General features: G+C 68.7%; 16 protein-coding genes. 10 read left to right on the forward strand and 6 right to left on the reverse strand.

Going from position 1 to position 15,291, the window contains the following annotated elements; translation table 11 throughout:
* The 5 genes from groEL to IT182_08475 form a co-directional block, all read right to left on the reverse strand.
* Positions 1 to 606, reverse strand: a 606-nt coding sequence (gene groEL, locus IT182_08455; GenBank protein ID MCC6163365.1) for a chaperonin GroEL, incomplete at its 3' end; no start/stop codon positions are given.
* Between the two features lie 15 nt (positions 607 to 621).
* Positions 622 to 909, reverse strand: a complete 288-nt coding sequence (groES, locus tag IT182_08460) for a co-chaperone GroES (protein ID MCC6163366.1) — start codon at positions 907 to 909, stop codon at positions 622 to 624.
* A gap of 259 nt (positions 910 to 1,168) precedes the next feature.
* Positions 1,169 to 1,369, reverse strand: a complete 201-nt coding sequence (locus IT182_08465; protein ID MCC6163367.1) for a histidine kinase — start codon at positions 1,367 to 1,369, stop codon at positions 1,169 to 1,171.
* 17 nt (positions 1,370 to 1,386) lie between these two features.
* A complete protein-coding gene (locus tag IT182_08470) occupies positions 1,387 to 2,292 on the reverse strand; it encodes a phosphoribosylaminoimidazolesuccinocarboxamide synthase (GenBank protein ID MCC6163368.1) in 906 nt (301 codons plus the stop codon).
* 42 nt (positions 2,293 to 2,334) lie between these two features.
* Positions 2,335 to 3,423, reverse strand: coding sequence for a hypothetical protein (locus tag IT182_08475; protein MCC6163369.1), 1,089 nt, complete (start codon positions 3,421 to 3,423; stop codon positions 2,335 to 2,337).
* 54 nt (positions 3,424 to 3,477) lie between these two features.
* Here IT182_08475 and IT182_08480 point away from each other — a divergent pair, with 54 nt between their 5' ends.
* Genes IT182_08480 through IT182_08520 form a run of 9 tightly spaced genes read left to right on the forward strand, consistent with a single transcriptional unit; the run spans position 3,478 to position 12,943 of the window.
* The gene (locus IT182_08480; protein ID MCC6163370.1) at positions 3,478 to 4,530 is read left to right on the forward strand and encodes a flippase-like domain-containing protein; all 1,053 of its coding nucleotides are present in this window, start codon (positions 3,478 to 3,480) and stop codon (positions 4,528 to 4,530) included.
* On the forward strand, positions 4,527 to 4,985 hold the full coding sequence (nrdR, locus tag IT182_08485) for a transcriptional repressor NrdR (protein MCC6163371.1): 459 nt from the start codon (positions 4,527 to 4,529) through the stop codon (positions 4,983 to 4,985). Before IT182_08480 ends, nrdR begins: the two co-directional genes overlap by 4 nt.
* Before the next feature lie 2 nt (positions 4,986 to 4,987).
* On the forward strand, positions 4,988 to 5,521 hold the full coding sequence (locus IT182_08490; GenBank protein ID MCC6163372.1) for a DUF4390 domain-containing protein: 534 nt from the start codon (positions 4,988 to 4,990) through the stop codon (positions 5,519 to 5,521).
* A 1-nt stretch (position 5,522) separates the two neighbouring features.
* Positions 5,523 to 7,829, forward strand: coding sequence for a HAMP domain-containing protein (locus tag IT182_08495; GenBank protein MCC6163373.1), 2,307 nt, complete (start codon positions 5,523 to 5,525; stop codon positions 7,827 to 7,829).
* Between the two features lie 2 nt (positions 7,830 to 7,831).
* Positions 7,832 to 9,247 (forward strand): sigma-54-dependent Fis family transcriptional regulator, encoded by a 1,416-nt coding sequence (locus IT182_08500; protein MCC6163374.1) that lies wholly within the window; start codon positions 7,832 to 7,834, stop codon positions 9,245 to 9,247.
* A gap of 23 nt (positions 9,248 to 9,270) precedes the next feature.
* On the forward strand, positions 9,271 to 10,152 hold the full coding sequence (locus IT182_08505; GenBank protein MCC6163375.1) for an RDD family protein: 882 nt from the start codon (positions 9,271 to 9,273) through the stop codon (positions 10,150 to 10,152).
* Positions 10,153 to 10,165: 13 nt separating this feature from the next.
* Complete coding sequence (locus tag IT182_08510) at positions 10,166 to 10,636, forward strand: phosphatidylglycerophosphatase A (protein ID MCC6163376.1); 471 nt, start codon at positions 10,166 to 10,168, stop codon at positions 10,634 to 10,636.
* Positions 10,633 to 11,922, forward strand: a complete 1,290-nt coding sequence (locus IT182_08515) for a competence/damage-inducible protein A (GenBank protein MCC6163377.1) — start codon at positions 10,633 to 10,635, stop codon at positions 11,920 to 11,922. The genes IT182_08510 and IT182_08515 overlap by 4 nt, the downstream gene beginning before the upstream one ends.
* A gap of 25 nt (positions 11,923 to 11,947) precedes the next feature.
* Entirely contained in the window at positions 11,948 to 12,943 is a 996-nt protein-coding gene (locus tag IT182_08520) for an NAD(P)-dependent glycerol-3-phosphate dehydrogenase (GenBank protein MCC6163378.1), read from the forward strand.
* Positions 12,944 to 13,077: 134 nt separating this feature from the next.
* Here the strand turns inward: IT182_08520 and IT182_08525 are convergent, their stop codons facing one another.
* On the reverse strand, positions 13,078 to 14,079 hold the full coding sequence (locus IT182_08525) for a polyhydroxybutyrate depolymerase (protein MCC6163379.1): 1,002 nt from the start codon (positions 14,077 to 14,079) through the stop codon (positions 13,078 to 13,080).
* 98 nt (positions 14,080 to 14,177) lie between these two features.
* Here IT182_08525 and IT182_08530 point away from each other — a divergent pair, with 98 nt between their 5' ends.
* The gene (locus IT182_08530; protein MCC6163380.1) at positions 14,178 to 15,287 is read left to right on the forward strand and encodes a hypothetical protein; all 1,110 of its coding nucleotides are present in this window, start codon (positions 14,178 to 14,180) and stop codon (positions 15,285 to 15,287) included.
* The last annotated feature ends 4 nt before the right edge of the window (positions 15,288 to 15,291 follow it).

Here is a 15,291-nt window from a genome sequence, read left to right on the forward strand (position 1 = left end):
GAAGTACGGCGAGAGGTAGCCGCGGTCGAACTGCATGCCCTCGACGACGTCGAGCGACGTCTCGAGCGTCTTGGCCTCTTCGACGGTGATGACGCCGTCCTTGCCGACCTTCTCCATCGCTTCCGCGATGATCTTGCCGATGGTCGTGTCGCTGTTGGCCGAGATGGTGCCGACCTGGGCGATGGCGTTGCCGCTCACCGGCTTGGAGAAGGTCTTGAGCTGCTCGATCACGACCTCGACGGCCTTGTCGATACCGCGCTTGACTTCCATCGGGTTGGCGCCGGCCACGACGTTCTTGGCGCCTTCGCGATAGATGGCCTGCGCGAGCACGGTGGCGGTCGTGGTGCCGTCACCGGCGATGTCGCTGGTCTTGCTCGCGACCTCACGCACCATCTGCGCGCCCATGTTCTCGAGCGGATCCTTCAGCTCGATCTCCTTGGCGACGGTGACGCCGTCCTTGGTGATCGTGGGCGATCCGAACTTCTTGTCGAGGACGACGTTGCGGCCCTTGGGCCCGAGCGTCACCTTCACCGCGTCGGCGAGGTGGTTCACGCCGCGCAGGATGGCCTGACGCGATTCCGCACCATAGACGATTTGCTTGGCCATGTCGTTGATTCCCCCTTACGCCATCACCGCGAGGACTTCGTCCTCACGCATGATCAGGTACTCCTTGCCGTCGACCTTGATCTCCTGGCCCGAGTACTTGCCGAAGAGGATCGTGTCGCCTTCCTTCACGTCGAGGGGCGCCACCTTGCCGTCGTCCTTGATCTTGCCCTTGCCGACCGCAACGACCTTGCCCTGTTGCGGCTTTTCCTTGGCAGAGTCGGGGATGATGATCCCGTTGACCTGCTGCTCCCCTTCTTCGATACGTTCGACGATGAGCCGATCGTGGAGAGGTCGGAGGTTCATGGTGTGCACTCCAGTCCGGATTGAGAGATGAGGGCGGGCGTTCGGTGCCCGCCGGAAACGATGCCACTGCGTCACGGCGACTTGGCAGTCGACGTCGACGACTGCCAAGTATACAGCGTCGGTTTTGGCAGTCAAGCCCCACGAGTGCCAGCGCCCTCCGGGGCGACGGAACGCAGGGGCCGGGCTCGGAGCGCTGGCCCAATCGGTGCAGGGGCAGAGGCCTGTAGGGGCGACCCTTGTGGTCGCCCGCACCGTCGACCTATTTCAGCTTGTATTCCGTGATCTTCCGCGTGAGGGTGTTGCGGTGGAGGCCCGTGAGCTCGGCACAGCGGGTGATGCTGCCCTGACTGCGTTCGAGGGCGCGGGCGAGGAAGCGGCGTTCGAACTCGCACGCGGCGTCGGCGTAGCGGATGCCGTTGTCGACCATCTCGGTCACGAGGCGTTCGATCTGGCGATGCATCTCCACAGGCGGCGCGCTCAGGCCAGGTCGGTGCCCGTCAGGCGGCGGAAGGCGTCGAGGTACTTGTCGCGCGTGCGCGCCACGACATCGTCTGGCAGCGACGGCACGGGCGGTTGCTTGTCCCACGCGATGCGTTCGAGGTACTCGCGCACGAACTGCTTGTCGAAGCTCGGTTGCGGCCCGCCGGGCGCGTACGCGTCGGTGGGCCAGAAGCGCGAGGAGTCGGGCGTGAGCACCTCGTCGATCAGCAACACGTGCGTGCGGCCATCCTCGTGTACGAGCCCGAACTCGAATTTCGTGTCGGCCACGAGGATGCCGCGCGTCGCCGCGTGCGCGGCCCCGGCCGTGTAGAGGGCCAGCGTCAGCGCCTTCACCTGCGCGAAGACGTCAGCACCGAGCACGGCTTCGGCCTGGGCTTCGGTGATGTTCTCGTCGTGTCCCGACTCGGCCTTCGTCGCCGGCGTGAAGATCGGTTCCGGCAGCTTGTCGCACTGGCGCAGGCCTGCCGGCAGTCGATGTCCGCACAGCGTGCCCGTGGCCTGGTAGTCCTTCCAGCCGGACCCTTCGAGATACCCGCGCGCGATGCACTCGACGGGCAGCGGCTGCGTCCGTCGCACGAGCATCGACCTGCCGGCGAGTTCGGCGGCGAGCGGCGCGGCGGCGGGGACGTCGCTGACGCGTGTCGAGATCAGGTGGTGCGGGGTGATGTGTCCCAGCGCGTGGAACCAGAAGGCCGACAACTGCGTGAGGATGCGCCCCTTGTCGGGGATGCCCGATCCGAGCACGTGATCGAAGGCCGAAATCCTGTCGGTGGCAACGATGAGCAGGCGACCGTCGCCGGCTTCGAACACGTCACGCACCTTGCCGCGACGCAGCAGCGGCAGGTCGATGTCAGGCGTGGAGAGCAGGGGAGTCGTGGACACGGCAGGAACGAGGACCGCCAAGGATACCGCGAAAGACCGCGCTCAACGGATCCGAAGACTGCCCTGGTCGAGCGTGAGCTTCACGAGTGGGCCGCCGCCGGCGACCGGGCCCGCGAATGTCTTGCGGCCGTCGGTATCGGTGACCGCGAGTCCCTGCGGCAGGCGGAGGTCGCCGTTGGTGACGGTGGCGTCGAGGGCCACGCCGCTGTTTTTCGGGAGCGTCACTTCCACCTCGTCGCGTTCGATGCCGATCATCGTGGGCACGGCTGCCACGAGTTCAGCCGTCACCGTGAGGCGCTCGGCCTCGATGGTCAGCGGATGCGAAACCTGGCGGAGCACGATCGTGCCGCCCTCGCCCGTCACTTTCACCGGGCCGCCGGTGCCGCGAATGTCGGAGCGGCACTGCTGCTGCGTGAACGTGATGGGACCCGTGGGATCGATGATGTCCACGGTGGCGCGTTCGGCGTCGAGCGTCACTGACGCGGGCGCGTCGAGCCGCAGACGTCCTCGATCGGCCGTGAGGTTCACCGTCGCGCCCGGCCCGAACTCCGCGCCGCTGTCGCGCAACTCGCCGGTGACGGGGCCCGCGATACGTTCGGCTGTCAGGTCGCCCCGATAGGCCTGCAGGTGCAGCCCGGCGACGTCGCGGATCTCCGCCGAGCCGCGTCCGCCGATCCTGACGGCCAGACGGCGGGGCAGCGTGACGCGCATCTCGTATCGGGGCGGCCTCATGTGGTCGTCGCTCCGCACACCGGCGACGACCCGATCGCCGTCCTCCTCGAGCGTCACCGTGAGCTGTCGTTCCTGCCGTGCGGCGTCGGCCTCGTCCATGGCGGCGACCATCGCCTCGAGTTCGACTTCGATGTCGTCGCCGTCGCCACCCTCGACCACCACGCTCGCCCGCGTCTCGCCGAAATCGAGCGTCGTGACGTCCGCCGATGGCGTGACGCTGGCTCTCCTGGTCACGGTGCGCCGGATGGTCGGGCCGCTGAAGTGCGCGCGCGCCATCTGGAAGATCCGGCTGAGCGAGAACCCCGGCGCGTCGGCTGGCGCGGCAGGCGCCGAGACCTGGTAGACGCCGATCCCCAGCACGACGAAGACCACCAGCAGTAGCAGTTCTCGCTTTCCCATAGCCTCGGAAACCCCACCTATAGTACAGTTCGCCCCGAACAGCCCACCTTGCAGATGCCGGGCTACCTCAAGCACGCAACCATCCTGCTCGTCACCGTGGGGCTCGTCGCACTCTTCCTGCGACAAGCCGACTTGTCGGCCGTGGCCCGCGAACTCTCACAGGCCACCCCCGGCGGCATCATCCTGGCGTTGGTCGCGTCGGTGACCACGTACGTGTTCCGCACCATCCGCTGGCAGTACCTGCTCCTGCCGAGCGGCCATGTGCCGTTCTGGCCGGCGTGCCGTGCCACCGTCATCGGCTTCGGTGCCAACGCCATGCTGCCGGGGCGCGTCGGCGAGGTGATTCGTCCCTACCTGCTCGCACGCACGCAGCGCCTCGACCCGACGGCCACGTTTGCCACGATTGTCCTGGAGCGCGCCCTGGACATGATCACGCTGCTCCTGTTGTTTGCCGTGAGCGTGGCGTGCTTCGATTCGCGCTTCGCGGTCAATGACGGGCAAATGCTGCGGACGGTTCAATTGGGGGGACTCATGGCGGCCGCCGCGGCGCTGGCCGGACTCGTGATGGCCTTCGTGTTTGCCGGTCACGCGGACCGCGTCGGCGTGGTGGCCGATCGCCTCACGCGGCCGTTGCCCGCGCGCGTGGGGCGTGTGGTGCTGAAGGTGATCGCCGCGTTCGGCCAGGGCTTCGCCGTGCTGCGATCGCCGGCTGCGCTCGGGTTCGCCTTCCTGTGGTCGGTGGCGGTCTGGCTGTCGATCGCGCTCATGACGTGGTTGATGGCGCGCGCGTTCGGGCTGCCGCTGCCGTTCGCGGGTACATTCACGTTGCTCATGTTCATGGCCGTCGGCGTGTCGGTGCCGACGCCTGGCGGCGTTGGCGCATTCCATGAGTCGGTGCGTCTGGCGCTCACGTCCCTGTATGCCGCCGACAACGACAGGGCCGTAGCCTACGCCGTGGCGCTGCATGCGCTGTCATTCATCCCGATTTCGCTGGCGGCCCTCGTGCTCGTCGCGCGGGAGGGGCTCAGCCTGCGCCGCATCGGCGACATCACGCGCGACAACGTGCCACCGTCGGTCGCGCGCCTCGAAGAGAGTCAGGCCGGATGAAATGTCCTTACTGCAGCCACCTGCACGACAAGGTGGTAGATTCGCGTGAGAGCCGCGAGGGGGAGGTCATCCGCCGGCGGCGTGAATGCCTCGAATGCGGGCGGCGGTTCACGTCGTACGAACGGGTGGACGAGATCCCGTACATGGTCGTCAAGAAGGACGGCCGGCGGGAGCGGTTCGACCGGCAGAAGCTCATCGCAGGCCTGCTCAAGGCGTGCGAGAAGCGACCGGTCCGTGTGAATGCGCTCGAGGCCGTGGCCGATCGTGTGGAGGCCGCGCTGCAGGAGCGTCCGGACAAGGAGATCAGCACCACCGAGGTCGGTCAGCACGTGATGGCGGAACTCCGGCAGCTGGACAAGGTCGCCTACGTGCGATTCGCGTCCGTCTATCGGCATTTCCGCGACATCGGCGAGTTCATGACCGAGCTCGAGGATCTGATCAAGTCGAAGGATTGACGATGCGGCTGCACGCGCTGCTGCTGGTCTGCCTGCTGTCACTGGCCTCGTCTGTGTGGGCCGCCGACACCCTGGTGCGCGTCGAGACGACGCTGCACGATGGTGAGGTGCGTGTCAGCTTCGAAGTCGACGACGCCGTGTCGGAGGCCGTGCGCGCGGCGATCCAGAGCGGGCTGCCGACCACGTTCGCCTACGACGTCACGCTCCAGCAGTCGTCGCGCTGGTGGTTCGACAAGACCATCGCGTACATGCGCGTGTCGGCCGTGGTGCGATTCGACAATCTCACGCGCCGCTACCAGATCACGTTCATCGAAGATGGCCGCGTCGAGGAAGTGCGGACCACCGACGACGAGGCCACGGCGGTGCAGTGGCTCACGCGGTTCTACGGGCGTCGCCTGTCGTCGCACCGGCTGGTCGACGGCGGCGACTACCACGTCAGCGTCAAGGCCCAGACGCGTCCGCGCATGCTCGGATGGGCGTGGCCGTGGACGCCCGGCTCCGTGCTCGGCAGCGTGAGCTTCCGCTTCCGCCCGTGACGTGTCCATCCTCAACCTGACCGAGTCGTCCGTCGCGCCATCGACGCCGACCGCGCCTGACACGCCGGTGCCGAGTGCGCCTGCCGGCCCACCTCCGCAACGACCCCTTCGCGACAACCCGATCTTCGTCCTGCTGGCCATCGGCCTGCTGGTGGTGGCGCTCGTGGCGCTCGTCACGCTCGCCGATCAGTCGGCGGGTCTGTCGCCCGCGCTCCTCAGCGAGGTGGTGCTCTACGCCCTGGTCGCCGTCGACCTCACGATGCTGTGTGCGCTGGGGTTCGTGCTCGCGCGCAACGTCATCAAGCTGGTGGTCGAGCGCCGGCGTGCGCTGCCGTTCGCGCGGTTCCGCGCCAAGCTCGTTGCCGCGATGCTCGGCCTCGCCCTGGTGCCCGCCGTCCTGGTTCTCATCGTGGGCAGCGAGCTGATTCGCAACAGCGCCAGCCGCTGGTTCGCACCACCCGTCGACGATGTGCTCGCCGCCGCGCGCGAGATCGCGAGCGACTACTACCAGGACGCGCAGATGCTCACCAGCCGCCAGGCCGTGCGCCTGGCCCGCCTGCTGGCGACGGCGGGGATCGATCGCGGCGACGTGGCGACGATCCGCGCGCGCGTCTCGCCGGAAGTGGCCTCGGGCAGGTCCACGCTGATCGAGGTGTATCGGGTCGTCCCCGACACCGATCCGCTGGAAGTGCTGCCGCTGTTCGAAGTGGCGGCGCCGAACGTGCCGCGCGACGTGCCGCGCGCGTCAGCCGATCGTCTCGCGGCGCGTGTGGCGGCGGGCAGCGCCGACACGCGCGTCATCGAACCGCTCGGCAGCGGCGGCGAACTGGTGCGATCGGCGTCGCTGGTGCGCCCGCTCGACACCATGACCCCCGTGGGCGTCGTGATCGTCAGCGAGCACCTGTCGGGCAGCCTCGCGCAACACAGCCGCCGCATCATCGAGGCCTACGAGGGCTATCAGCAGTTGCGCGTCCTGCGCCGGCCGATCGAAGGCGTGTACCTGTCGTTCTTCCTGATGATGACGCTGTTCATCCTGGTGAGCGCGACGTGGCTCGGGCTCTACACGGCCAAGCGCATCACGCGTCCCATCGGGCTGCTGGCGGCGGGCGCGCGCGAGATCGGGCAGGGCAACTTCGGGTATCGCATCGAGCCGGAGACCGCCGACGAGTTCGGACGGCTGGTCGACGCCTTCAACACGATGGCCGGGGAACTCGAACTGTCGCGAGCCGAGGTGCAGCGCAAGGGACGCGAGGTCGAAGGTCGCGGCCGCTACATCGAGACGATCCTCAAGCGAATCGCCACGGGTGTCATCTCTCTCGATCAGAGCGGCAGGATCAACACGATGAACAGCGCCGCCGCACGACTGCTCGGGCTCGATCAGTCGGCCGTGGGGCAGATGTTCGACGACGTGTTCGCGCGTCAGGATCTGCGCCCGCTGCTCTCGATTCCACAGGGCGCGGCACGCACGCGCGGCGGCACCGCCGGCCACGAGATCACCCTGGTGCGCGACGGACGCGACCTCCATCTGGCCGTTGCCGCCACACCGCTGCGTGACGAGGGCGCGTCGGTCGGCACGGTGCTCGTGTTCGACGACGTCACGCCGCTGATCCGCGCGCAGCGGGTGTCTGCGTGGCGCGACGTCGCACGCCGCCTGGCGCACGAGATCAAGAACCCGCTCACGCCGATCCAGCTCAGTGCCGAGCGCCTGCGGCGCCACTTCAGCGCCGCCCCGCCGGCGACGCGAGAGCTGGTCGACGAGTGCTCGACCAACATCGTCGGCGCCGTGGAATCGCTGAAGGGACTCGTCGACGAGTTCTCGCAGTTCGCGCGCATGCCGGCGCCCAAGGCCGTGCCGTCGGATCTGCACGTCCTGCTCGACGAGGCCCTGGCGCTCTATGCCGGTCTGCCGCGCGTGACCGTCGTGAGGGAGTACGATGCCGCCATGCCCGTGATCCGGGTCGACCCGGAGCAGTTCAAGCGCGTGGTGATCAATCTGGTGGACAACGCCGTCGAGGCGCTGGCGTCGGAGCGTGATGGCCTGCCCGCGAGTGCGCAGGGCACCATCAGCGTGCAGACGACGTGGGACGAGAGCCACAGGCTGGCCCGCCTGGTCGTGAGCGACAACGGGCCGGGTCTCGGCGTGGCCGACAGGAGCAAGGTGTTCCTGCCGTACTACTCCACCAAGGGGCGCGACAGCGGGCTGGGCCTCGCGATCGTCAGGCGCGTCATCGTCGAGCACGGCGGGACGATCGAGGTCTCCGACCATGCGCCTCGCGGGGCGGCGTTCACGATGGAGCTTCCGGCCTAGCCATGCGTCCGAGCGTGCTCATCGTGGACGACGAGGCCGGCGTGCGGTCGGCGCTGTCGGGCGTCCTGCGCGACGAAGGTTTCGAGGTCGACGCGGTGCCGTCGGGTGAGGCGTGCCTCGACATCGCGCCGGGCCGCCACTTCGACGTCATCCTGCTCGACGTCTGGCTGCCGGGTATCGATGGCCTCGTGACGCTGTCACGCCTGCGCGATCGGCATGTCGACGCCGCTGTCGTCGTCATCTCCGGGCACGGCAACATCGAGTCGGCGGTTCGCGCCGTGAAGATGGGCGCGTTCGACTTCGTCGAGAAGCCGCTGTCGATCGACAAGACGCTGCACGTGGTGCGCAACGCGCTGCGACAGCGGCAGCTCGAAGCCGAGAACCGTGCACTGCGCGAACACGTCGACCGCCGCTTCGTCATGGTGGGGGAGAGCTACGTGATGCGCTCACTGCGCGAGCAGATCGCGATGGCCGCGCCCACCAACGGACGCGTGCTGATCTTCGGCGAGAACGGTACGGGCAAGGAACTCGTGGCGCGCAGCATCCACGCGCTGAGTCGCCGCCGCGGCGGACCGTTCGTCGAGGTCAATTGCGCGGCGATTCCCGAGGAGCTGATCGAGAGCGAACTCTTCGGTCACGTGCGCGGTGCGTTCACGGGTGCCGTGTCCGATCGGCGGGGACGCTTCGAGCTGGCCGACGAGGGCACGATCTTCCTCGACGAAGTCGCCGACATGAGCCTCAAGACGCAGGCCAAGGTGCTGCGCGTGCTGCAGGAGCAGGTCGTCGATCCCGTGGGCGGGCACGACAGCGTGCGCGTCGACGTACGTGTCCTCGCCGCGACGAACAAGGATCTGACGGCGGAGATCCGCGCGGGCCGTTTCCGCGAGGACCTCTACTTCCGGCTCAACGTGATCCCGATCTTCGTCCCGCCGCTGCGCGAGCGGGAAGACGACATCCCGCGCCTCGTCGCGCACTTCATGCAGGAACTGTCGCGCGAACATGGCAGGCGTCCCCGACAGATCGACCCAGACGCGATGGACATCCTGCGGTCCTACGCGTGGCCCGGCAACGTGCGCGAGCTGCGCAACGTCGTGGAACGGCTGCTCATCATGGTGCCCGGTGAGGTGGTGGAGCCGCCGCACCTGACGTTCCTGCAGGGCGGCAGGCTCGTCGATGGTGTGCAGGAGGAGGCTCCGGGCGGTCCCTCGCTGCCGTTGCACGAAGCGCGCGAGCGGTTCGAGCGCGAGTACATCGTGCGGACACTCGCGGCCCAGCAGGGCAACATCTCGCGCACCGCCGAAGTGCTCGGCGTGGAACGCAGCAACCTCTATCGGAAGATGAAGGCCTTCGGCATCGTGCCCACGCGGCGCGAATCGCGCGAAGGACCGGTGGCGATGGAGTCGCCCAACGTGGTATGACCTCGCCACGAACGGATTGATCGATGCGGTGTCCCAAGTGCAGTTACCTGAGCTACGACGATGTGGAGCGCTGCCGCAATTGCGGCTACGACTTCGCGCTGGCTACCGCGCCGCGTGAGGCCGACGCGCCCGTGCTGGAGGACCCGCCGCGCGAACCGCGCGCGTGGGAACCGCAACGCCGCCGTCGTCCGTCAGGGACCGATGCAGCGCAGGCAGAGGACGGCGGTCCTCTGGATCTGCCCTTGTTCGAGGAGCCCGGCGTGCCGGACCCGCCGCCGGTGGCGATTCCGCCGGCGGGACCGCCGCTGTCGGTGCGACGCAAGTACGACATCACGCGCCCGTCGCCGCCTGCGCCGAGATCCGCGCCCGTCACGCCGCCGCACACCGAGCCCGCGGCGTTCGAGTGGCCCGACGAGCCGGTCGTGGAGGAGAGCCCCCTTACGCCGGACATCGACATCCCGGAACCGGTGTCGCTGCCGGTGGCGGTCGACGCCGTCGAGTCGTCGAGCCCGCGCCTGCGCGCCGGCGCGATCGACGTGGCGGTGATGCTCGCCATGGATGTCGTGGTGTTCTGGCTGACGATGCGTGTGGCGGGTGTATCGACCGACGAATGGCGCCTCCTGCCGTTGGCTCCACTGATCGGGTACCTCTTCCTGCTCGACACCGCGTATCTCGTCACGTTCACGGCGGCATCCGGTCAGACGATCGGCAAGATGCTCGTCGGCCTGCGCGTGGTGTACGGCGAGGCGTCCCGCGTGCCGTTCGGGCATGCCGTCCTGCGCAGCGTCGCGCTGCTGCTCTGCCTGGCGCCGCTGGGCCTCGGTCTGCTGCCCATCCTGTTCGATCCGGAGCGTCGCGGCGCTCACGATCGTCTCGCCGGCACGCGTGTCGTGCCGGCGGCGTGAGGAGTTCCCCGTCGTGACTTCGCGTGTGTCCCTGGCCGTGGCAACGGCTCGCGGTGTGGGCTATGTGCCGTTCGCGCCAGGCACGTTCGGATCGCTTGCCGGTCTGGCGCTGTATGCGGGCGTCAGGACGACGGGCATGCCCATCGTCGAGACGGCAGCCATCATTCTGGTCTTCGTGATTGGCGCCTGGTCGGCTACGGCGGCCGAAGGACATTTCGGTCACATCGACCCGGGCCCGGTGGTCATCGACGAGGTGCTCGGCATGCTCGTCACGCTGGCGTTCGTGCCGGTGTCCCTCACCGGTGCGCTGGTCGGCTTCTTCTTCTTCAGGCTCTTCGACGTCATCAAGCCGCCGCCGTGCAACACGCTGGAAGCGCTGCACGGTGGGTGGGGCATCATGAGCGATGATGCGATGGCCGCCGTGTACGCGCACCTGTGCGTGCGCGGATTGGCGTGGCTGGCGCCGACGTGGATGCTCGCGTGACACCTCCGCCGTTCGCCCGCTGCGAGACGATCGCCGTCGGGAGCGAGTTGCTGGCGCTGGGCCGCGTGGACACCAACTCCGCGGTCATCGCCGAGCGCCTGGCATCGCTCGGCATCGACGTCATCGCCCGAAGTGTTGTCGGCGATCATCTGCCGCATCTCGAACTGGCGGTGCGCACGGCGCTCCAGCGTGCGGACCTCGTCGTGCTCACGGGCGGGCTGGGACCGACAGACGATGACCTCACGCGACAGGGCGTGGCGCTCGCACTCGGACGCGGGATGACGGAAGACCCCGTGCAGATGTCGCGCATCGCGGAGCGGTTCACGCGCCGCAATCTGCCGATGCCGGCGATCAATCGACGGCAGGCGATGGTCATCGACGGCGGCGTGCGGCTCGACAACCCGAACGGCACCGCACCCGGTCAATGGATCGACGTCGGCGATCAGGCGGTGGTCCTGTTGCCGGGGCCGCCGCGAGAGATGGAGCCGATGCTGCACACGCTCGTGGCGGGCGTCCTCGCGCGTCGCGCCGGCACGGAGCGCACGTTCAGCAAGGGGCTGAAGGTCGCGGGACGCAGTGAATCGGCTGTCGAGTCCGTGCTGCTGCCGCTCTACCCGGACTGGCGTACCGCGACGCCGCCCATCGACGCGACCATCCTGGCAGCCGCCGGCCGCATCGAACTGCATCTCTTCACGCGAACGGCCGACGCCGATGCCGCGTCGGTGGCGCTCGACGAGGCCATCGCGCGTGCGGCGGCGGCGCTCGGCCCCGCGGTGTACACGACGCAGGACGAGTCGCTCGAAGAAGTGGTGGGCCGGCTCCTGCACGCGATCGGCTGGCGTGTGGCAGTCGCCGAGTCGTGTACCGGAGGCCTGCTCGGCGCGCGACTGACGGACGTACCCGGGAGTTCGGCCTGGGTGGACGGGGGGGCGATCGTGTACAGCAACGCGCTGAAGTCCGTCCTGGCGGGCGTGCCACCAGCGCTCATCGCGAGGCACGGCGCCGTGAGCGAGCCCGTGGCGCTCACGCTGGCGGCTGGCATCCGCGAGCGATGTCAGACACAGGTTGGTGTCGGCATCACGGGCATTGCCGGTCCCGACGGCGGCAGCGACGCCAAGCCCGTGGGCACCGTGTACATCGCCATCCAGACGCCCATGGGCTCGGCATGCCGGCACGCGCGCTTCGTCGGCGATCGGGCTGTCGTGCGCACGCAGGCCGTGACGGCCGCGCTGGACATGGTGCGCCTTGCGCTCACCGGGCACGACCCCGTCGGCCTTGCGCGCTGACGGCACGAGTGGCTGGACCACGTTCATGAAGACGACGGTGATCGGTGCGGGCGCGTGGGGGACGGCGCTGGCGATCCACCTCGCACGTGTGGGCCATCAGGTCCCGCTGTGGGCGCGCGATGCGGCACTGGCGGCGCGCATGCGGGACGCACGCGAGAACGCCGACTACCTGGCGGGTGTGCCGTTGCCACGCGCGGTGTCGCCCGTCCACGACGTTGAGGAAGCCGTTGCTGACGCATCGATGATCGTGTGGGCGGTGCCGTCGCATGGCACGCGCGACACGCTGCGCATCGTGGCGCCCCTGGTCAGGCCGGGCACCATCGTTGTCAGCGCGACGAAGGGACTCGAACTGTCGTCGTGGACGCGCATGTCGCAGGTGCTCGCCGAGGAACTGACGGCCGAATGTCCCGTCGTCGTGTTGTCGGGCCCGAGCTTTGCCCACGAAGTCGCGCACGAGTTCCCGACGGCCGTCGTGGCTGCCTCCGCCAGCGCTGATGCGAGCCAGCGCGTCCAGGACGCGTTTGGTGGCAAGCGCTTCCGTGTGTACGCGAGCGACGATGTGGTCGGCGTGGAGATGGGCGGGGCCTGCAAGAACGTCATCGCGATTGCGGCGGGCGTGGTCGAGGGGCTGGGCCTCGGGCACAACGCGCTCGCAGGCCTCGTGACGCGAGGACTGGCCGAGATGACGCGCCTGGCGGTGGCGATGGGTGGACGATCGGAAACGCTGGCGGGTCTGAGCGGACTCGGCGATCTGGTGCTGACGTGTACCGGCACCGCGAGCCGGAATCATCGCCTGGGAATCGAGCTCGGTCGCGGCAGGTCGCTGGCCGAGATCCTGTCAGCCACGCACGCCGTCGCCGAAGGGGTCAACGCCGCGGAGGGCATGCTCGCGCTCGGCCATCGCGTCGGCGTCGAGCTACCCATCGCCGCGCAGATGGCCGACGTCCTCGCGGGCCGCACCCACCCGTTGACGGCCACCGAAGCCCTGATGCTCCGCCCCCAGAAATCGGAACGGTCGTAAGGGCCGGGCCGGTCGAAGCGCGGCGAGCCGACCCTACCTACGGCGACGGTGGGCAGGGTCGGCGCTGACCAACGGGTTGAAACCCGTTCACTCCATCGGAAGGGAGACGTAGCTCGTCGTGCCTGTTCCGGTCGTCAACGTGTGCGCTGGTGTTGCTTGAAGAACGCCCACATCTCCTCGGTGGCGTCGAATGCCCTGGTTGGTTCCGGGGCGCCGCGCCGGCCCGGCTGGCCGCCGGGCCACGCATGGCCGTTGCCCTTGACGCTGTGGAAGACCACCGGTGCGCCGCGACATGACGTCCACGCGCTCCGGATCGACACGCGGGATTCGGTTCGCTCAGGCTCGCCGCACCCGTTGTGGCGCGCCCAGTACTCGGCCTGCGCGATGGCCGGCGCGACGTCGTGATCCGCGGCGGACTGGTTACCGAGCGAGGACCGCAGCTGCAGTGGTCCACCGCCCGGCGGCACGACCTGATCGTCGGCGCCGACGACGATGAAGGCCGGTACCGGTGCCTGCGGCGGCGGCTCGTCGCCGAACACGGCCCCGACGACGGGTGCGATGGCCGCGATCCTGGTGGACAACTCGCGACCGAGACGGTGCGACATCATCGCGCCGTTCGACATGCCCGTGACGTAGACGCGCGACCGGTCGGCCCTGCCCGACGCCACCATGGCGTCGATGACCGCGCCGATGAACGCCACATCGTCGACGCGGCCGGCCATCGCCGAGGCGCAGCAGTGTCCGGCGTTCCATGTCAGGAGGAACTCCCGTTCTCCGCCGAGCACGCCTCGACCACCGCGCCGCTCGCGCGCGTTGTCGCTGCCTCGGGTGCCGTTGGGATACACCACGATGAAGCGGTCGCGTGCGGCGACGCGATTGAAGCCCGTCATCTGCACGGCGTTCTGCGCGTTGCCGCCACCGCCATGGAGCACGATGACCATCGGTGCGGAGCCGCGTTGGCCTGCGAAGTCGTGGACGAGATAGGTACGTTGCCGGCCGTCGATCGTGAGCGTCCGCTCGTTGCCGTCGGACACCGGCTGCCGGGCTCGACCCGCCCGGCGGCGCATCTGCGCGTCAAGGCCCGTCCACAACGTCAGGACCGTGACGACGATGGCGACGATGCGAACGCGTGTCATCGCTCCTGCCATGGACGTGCCCTCCCCGATTTCGGACTGCATCAGCGCGAAGGAGTCCGCGCCGCCACAGTGTATCCGCCGGGCGTAGACTGCCACGCATGGCCCGGGTGTTCGCTGTCGGTCTGGCCCTGCATGGCCTCATTCACCTGCTCGGCGTCGCCAAGGGGTTCGGCCTCGCCGCACTGCCGCAGTTGACGCAGCCCATCTCGCGATCCATGGGCGTCGTGTGGCTCGCCGCCGGGCTCCTGTTCGTGGCGTCCGCCGTCGCGCTTGCCATGTCGTCGCGGTGGTGGTGGCTCATCGCGGCCTGCGCGTTCGTCGTGTCGATGGTGGCCATCGTGCCGTCGTGGTCAGACGCGAAGGCAGGTGCCGCAGTCAACGTCGTGGTGTTGGCCGGCGTGGTGTTCGGTGCGCTCGCGTCCGGCCCTGGCAGCCTGTTGTGGGTGTACGAACGTGACGTCACGCAACGACTGGCTCGCACTGGTGCGCCTGCGGCAATCCTCGGCGACGCTGACCTCGCGCATCTGCCCGTTCCGGTACAGCGCTATCTGCGTACGGTTGGCGTTGTCGGCCAGCCGCGCGTACGGAACTTCCGCGTGCTGATGCACGGACGCATCCGCAGCGGGCGCGACGCGGCGTGGATGCCCTTCACCGCGGAACAGCACAACACCGTCGGTGATGCCGCACGGCTGTTCTACATGAGAGCGTCTATGTCACTGGTACCGGTGCAGGTGCTGCACCGGTACGCGGATGGCGAGGCGTCGATGCGCGTGAAGGCCGCCGCGCTCGTCCCGGTCGCCGACATGTCCGGCGCGGCCATGACGCAGGCCGAGACCGTCACGCTGCTCAACGACATGTGCATCATGGCGCCGGCTACGCTGATCGACTCGGCCATCACGTGGGAAGACATCGATGCACGAACGGCGCGGGCCACCTTCACCAACGCCGGTCACACGATCCACGCGGACCTGGTCTTCAACGATGCCGGCGAACTCGTCGACTTCGTGTCCGACGAGCGCCTCAAGGCGTCGGCGGATGGGCGGACGTTGACGCCAGCACGCTGGTCGACGCCGGTCGGCGGCTACCGCCAATTCGGTCCCGTGCACCTGGTATCGCGTGGCGAGGGCCGGTGGCACGAAGACGGCAGCGACTACGCGTACCTCGAGCTGGAGATCACCGGCGTGCAGTACAACGTGGAGCGACAGTAACCGG

Source organism: Acidobacteriota bacterium, from assembly GCA_020845575.1.
Lineage (GTDB): Bacteria > Acidobacteriota > Vicinamibacteria > Vicinamibacterales > Vicinamibacteraceae > Luteitalea.

Bases quoted from the DNA above. Each gene is read 5' to 3' on its own strand.
- groES (MCC6163366.1), bottom strand. From the start codon at position 909: ATGAACCTCCGACCTCTCCACGATCGGCTCATCGTCGAACGTATCGAA.
- IT182_08465 (MCC6163367.1), bottom strand. From the start codon at position 1,369: ATGCATCGCCAGATCGAACGCCTCGTGACCGAGATGGTCGACAACGGC.
- IT182_08475 (MCC6163369.1), bottom strand. From the start codon at position 3,423: ATGGGAAAGCGAGAACTGCTACTGCTGGTGGTCTTCGTCGTGCTGGGG.
- IT182_08480 (MCC6163370.1), top strand. From the start codon at position 3,478: ATGCCGGGCTACCTCAAGCACGCAACCATCCTGCTCGTCACCGTGGGG.
- nrdR (MCC6163371.1), top strand. From the start codon at position 4,527: ATGAAATGTCCTTACTGCAGCCACCTGCACGACAAGGTGGTAGATTCG.
- IT182_08490 (MCC6163372.1), top strand. From the start codon at position 4,988: ATGCGGCTGCACGCGCTGCTGCTGGTCTGCCTGCTGTCACTGGCCTCG.
- IT182_08500 (MCC6163374.1), top strand. From the start codon at position 7,832: ATGCGTCCGAGCGTGCTCATCGTGGACGACGAGGCCGGCGTGCGGTCG.
- IT182_08505 (MCC6163375.1), top strand. From the start codon at position 9,271: ATGCGGTGTCCCAAGTGCAGTTACCTGAGCTACGACGATGTGGAGCGC.
- IT182_08520 (MCC6163378.1), top strand. From the start codon at position 11,948: ATGAAGACGACGGTGATCGGTGCGGGCGCGTGGGGGACGGCGCTGGCG.
- IT182_08525 (MCC6163379.1), bottom strand. From the start codon at position 14,079: ATGACACGCGTTCGCATCGTCGCCATCGTCGTCACGGTCCTGACGTTG.
- IT182_08530 (MCC6163380.1), top strand. From the start codon at position 14,178: ATGGCCCGGGTGTTCGCTGTCGGTCTGGCCCTGCATGGCCTCATTCAC.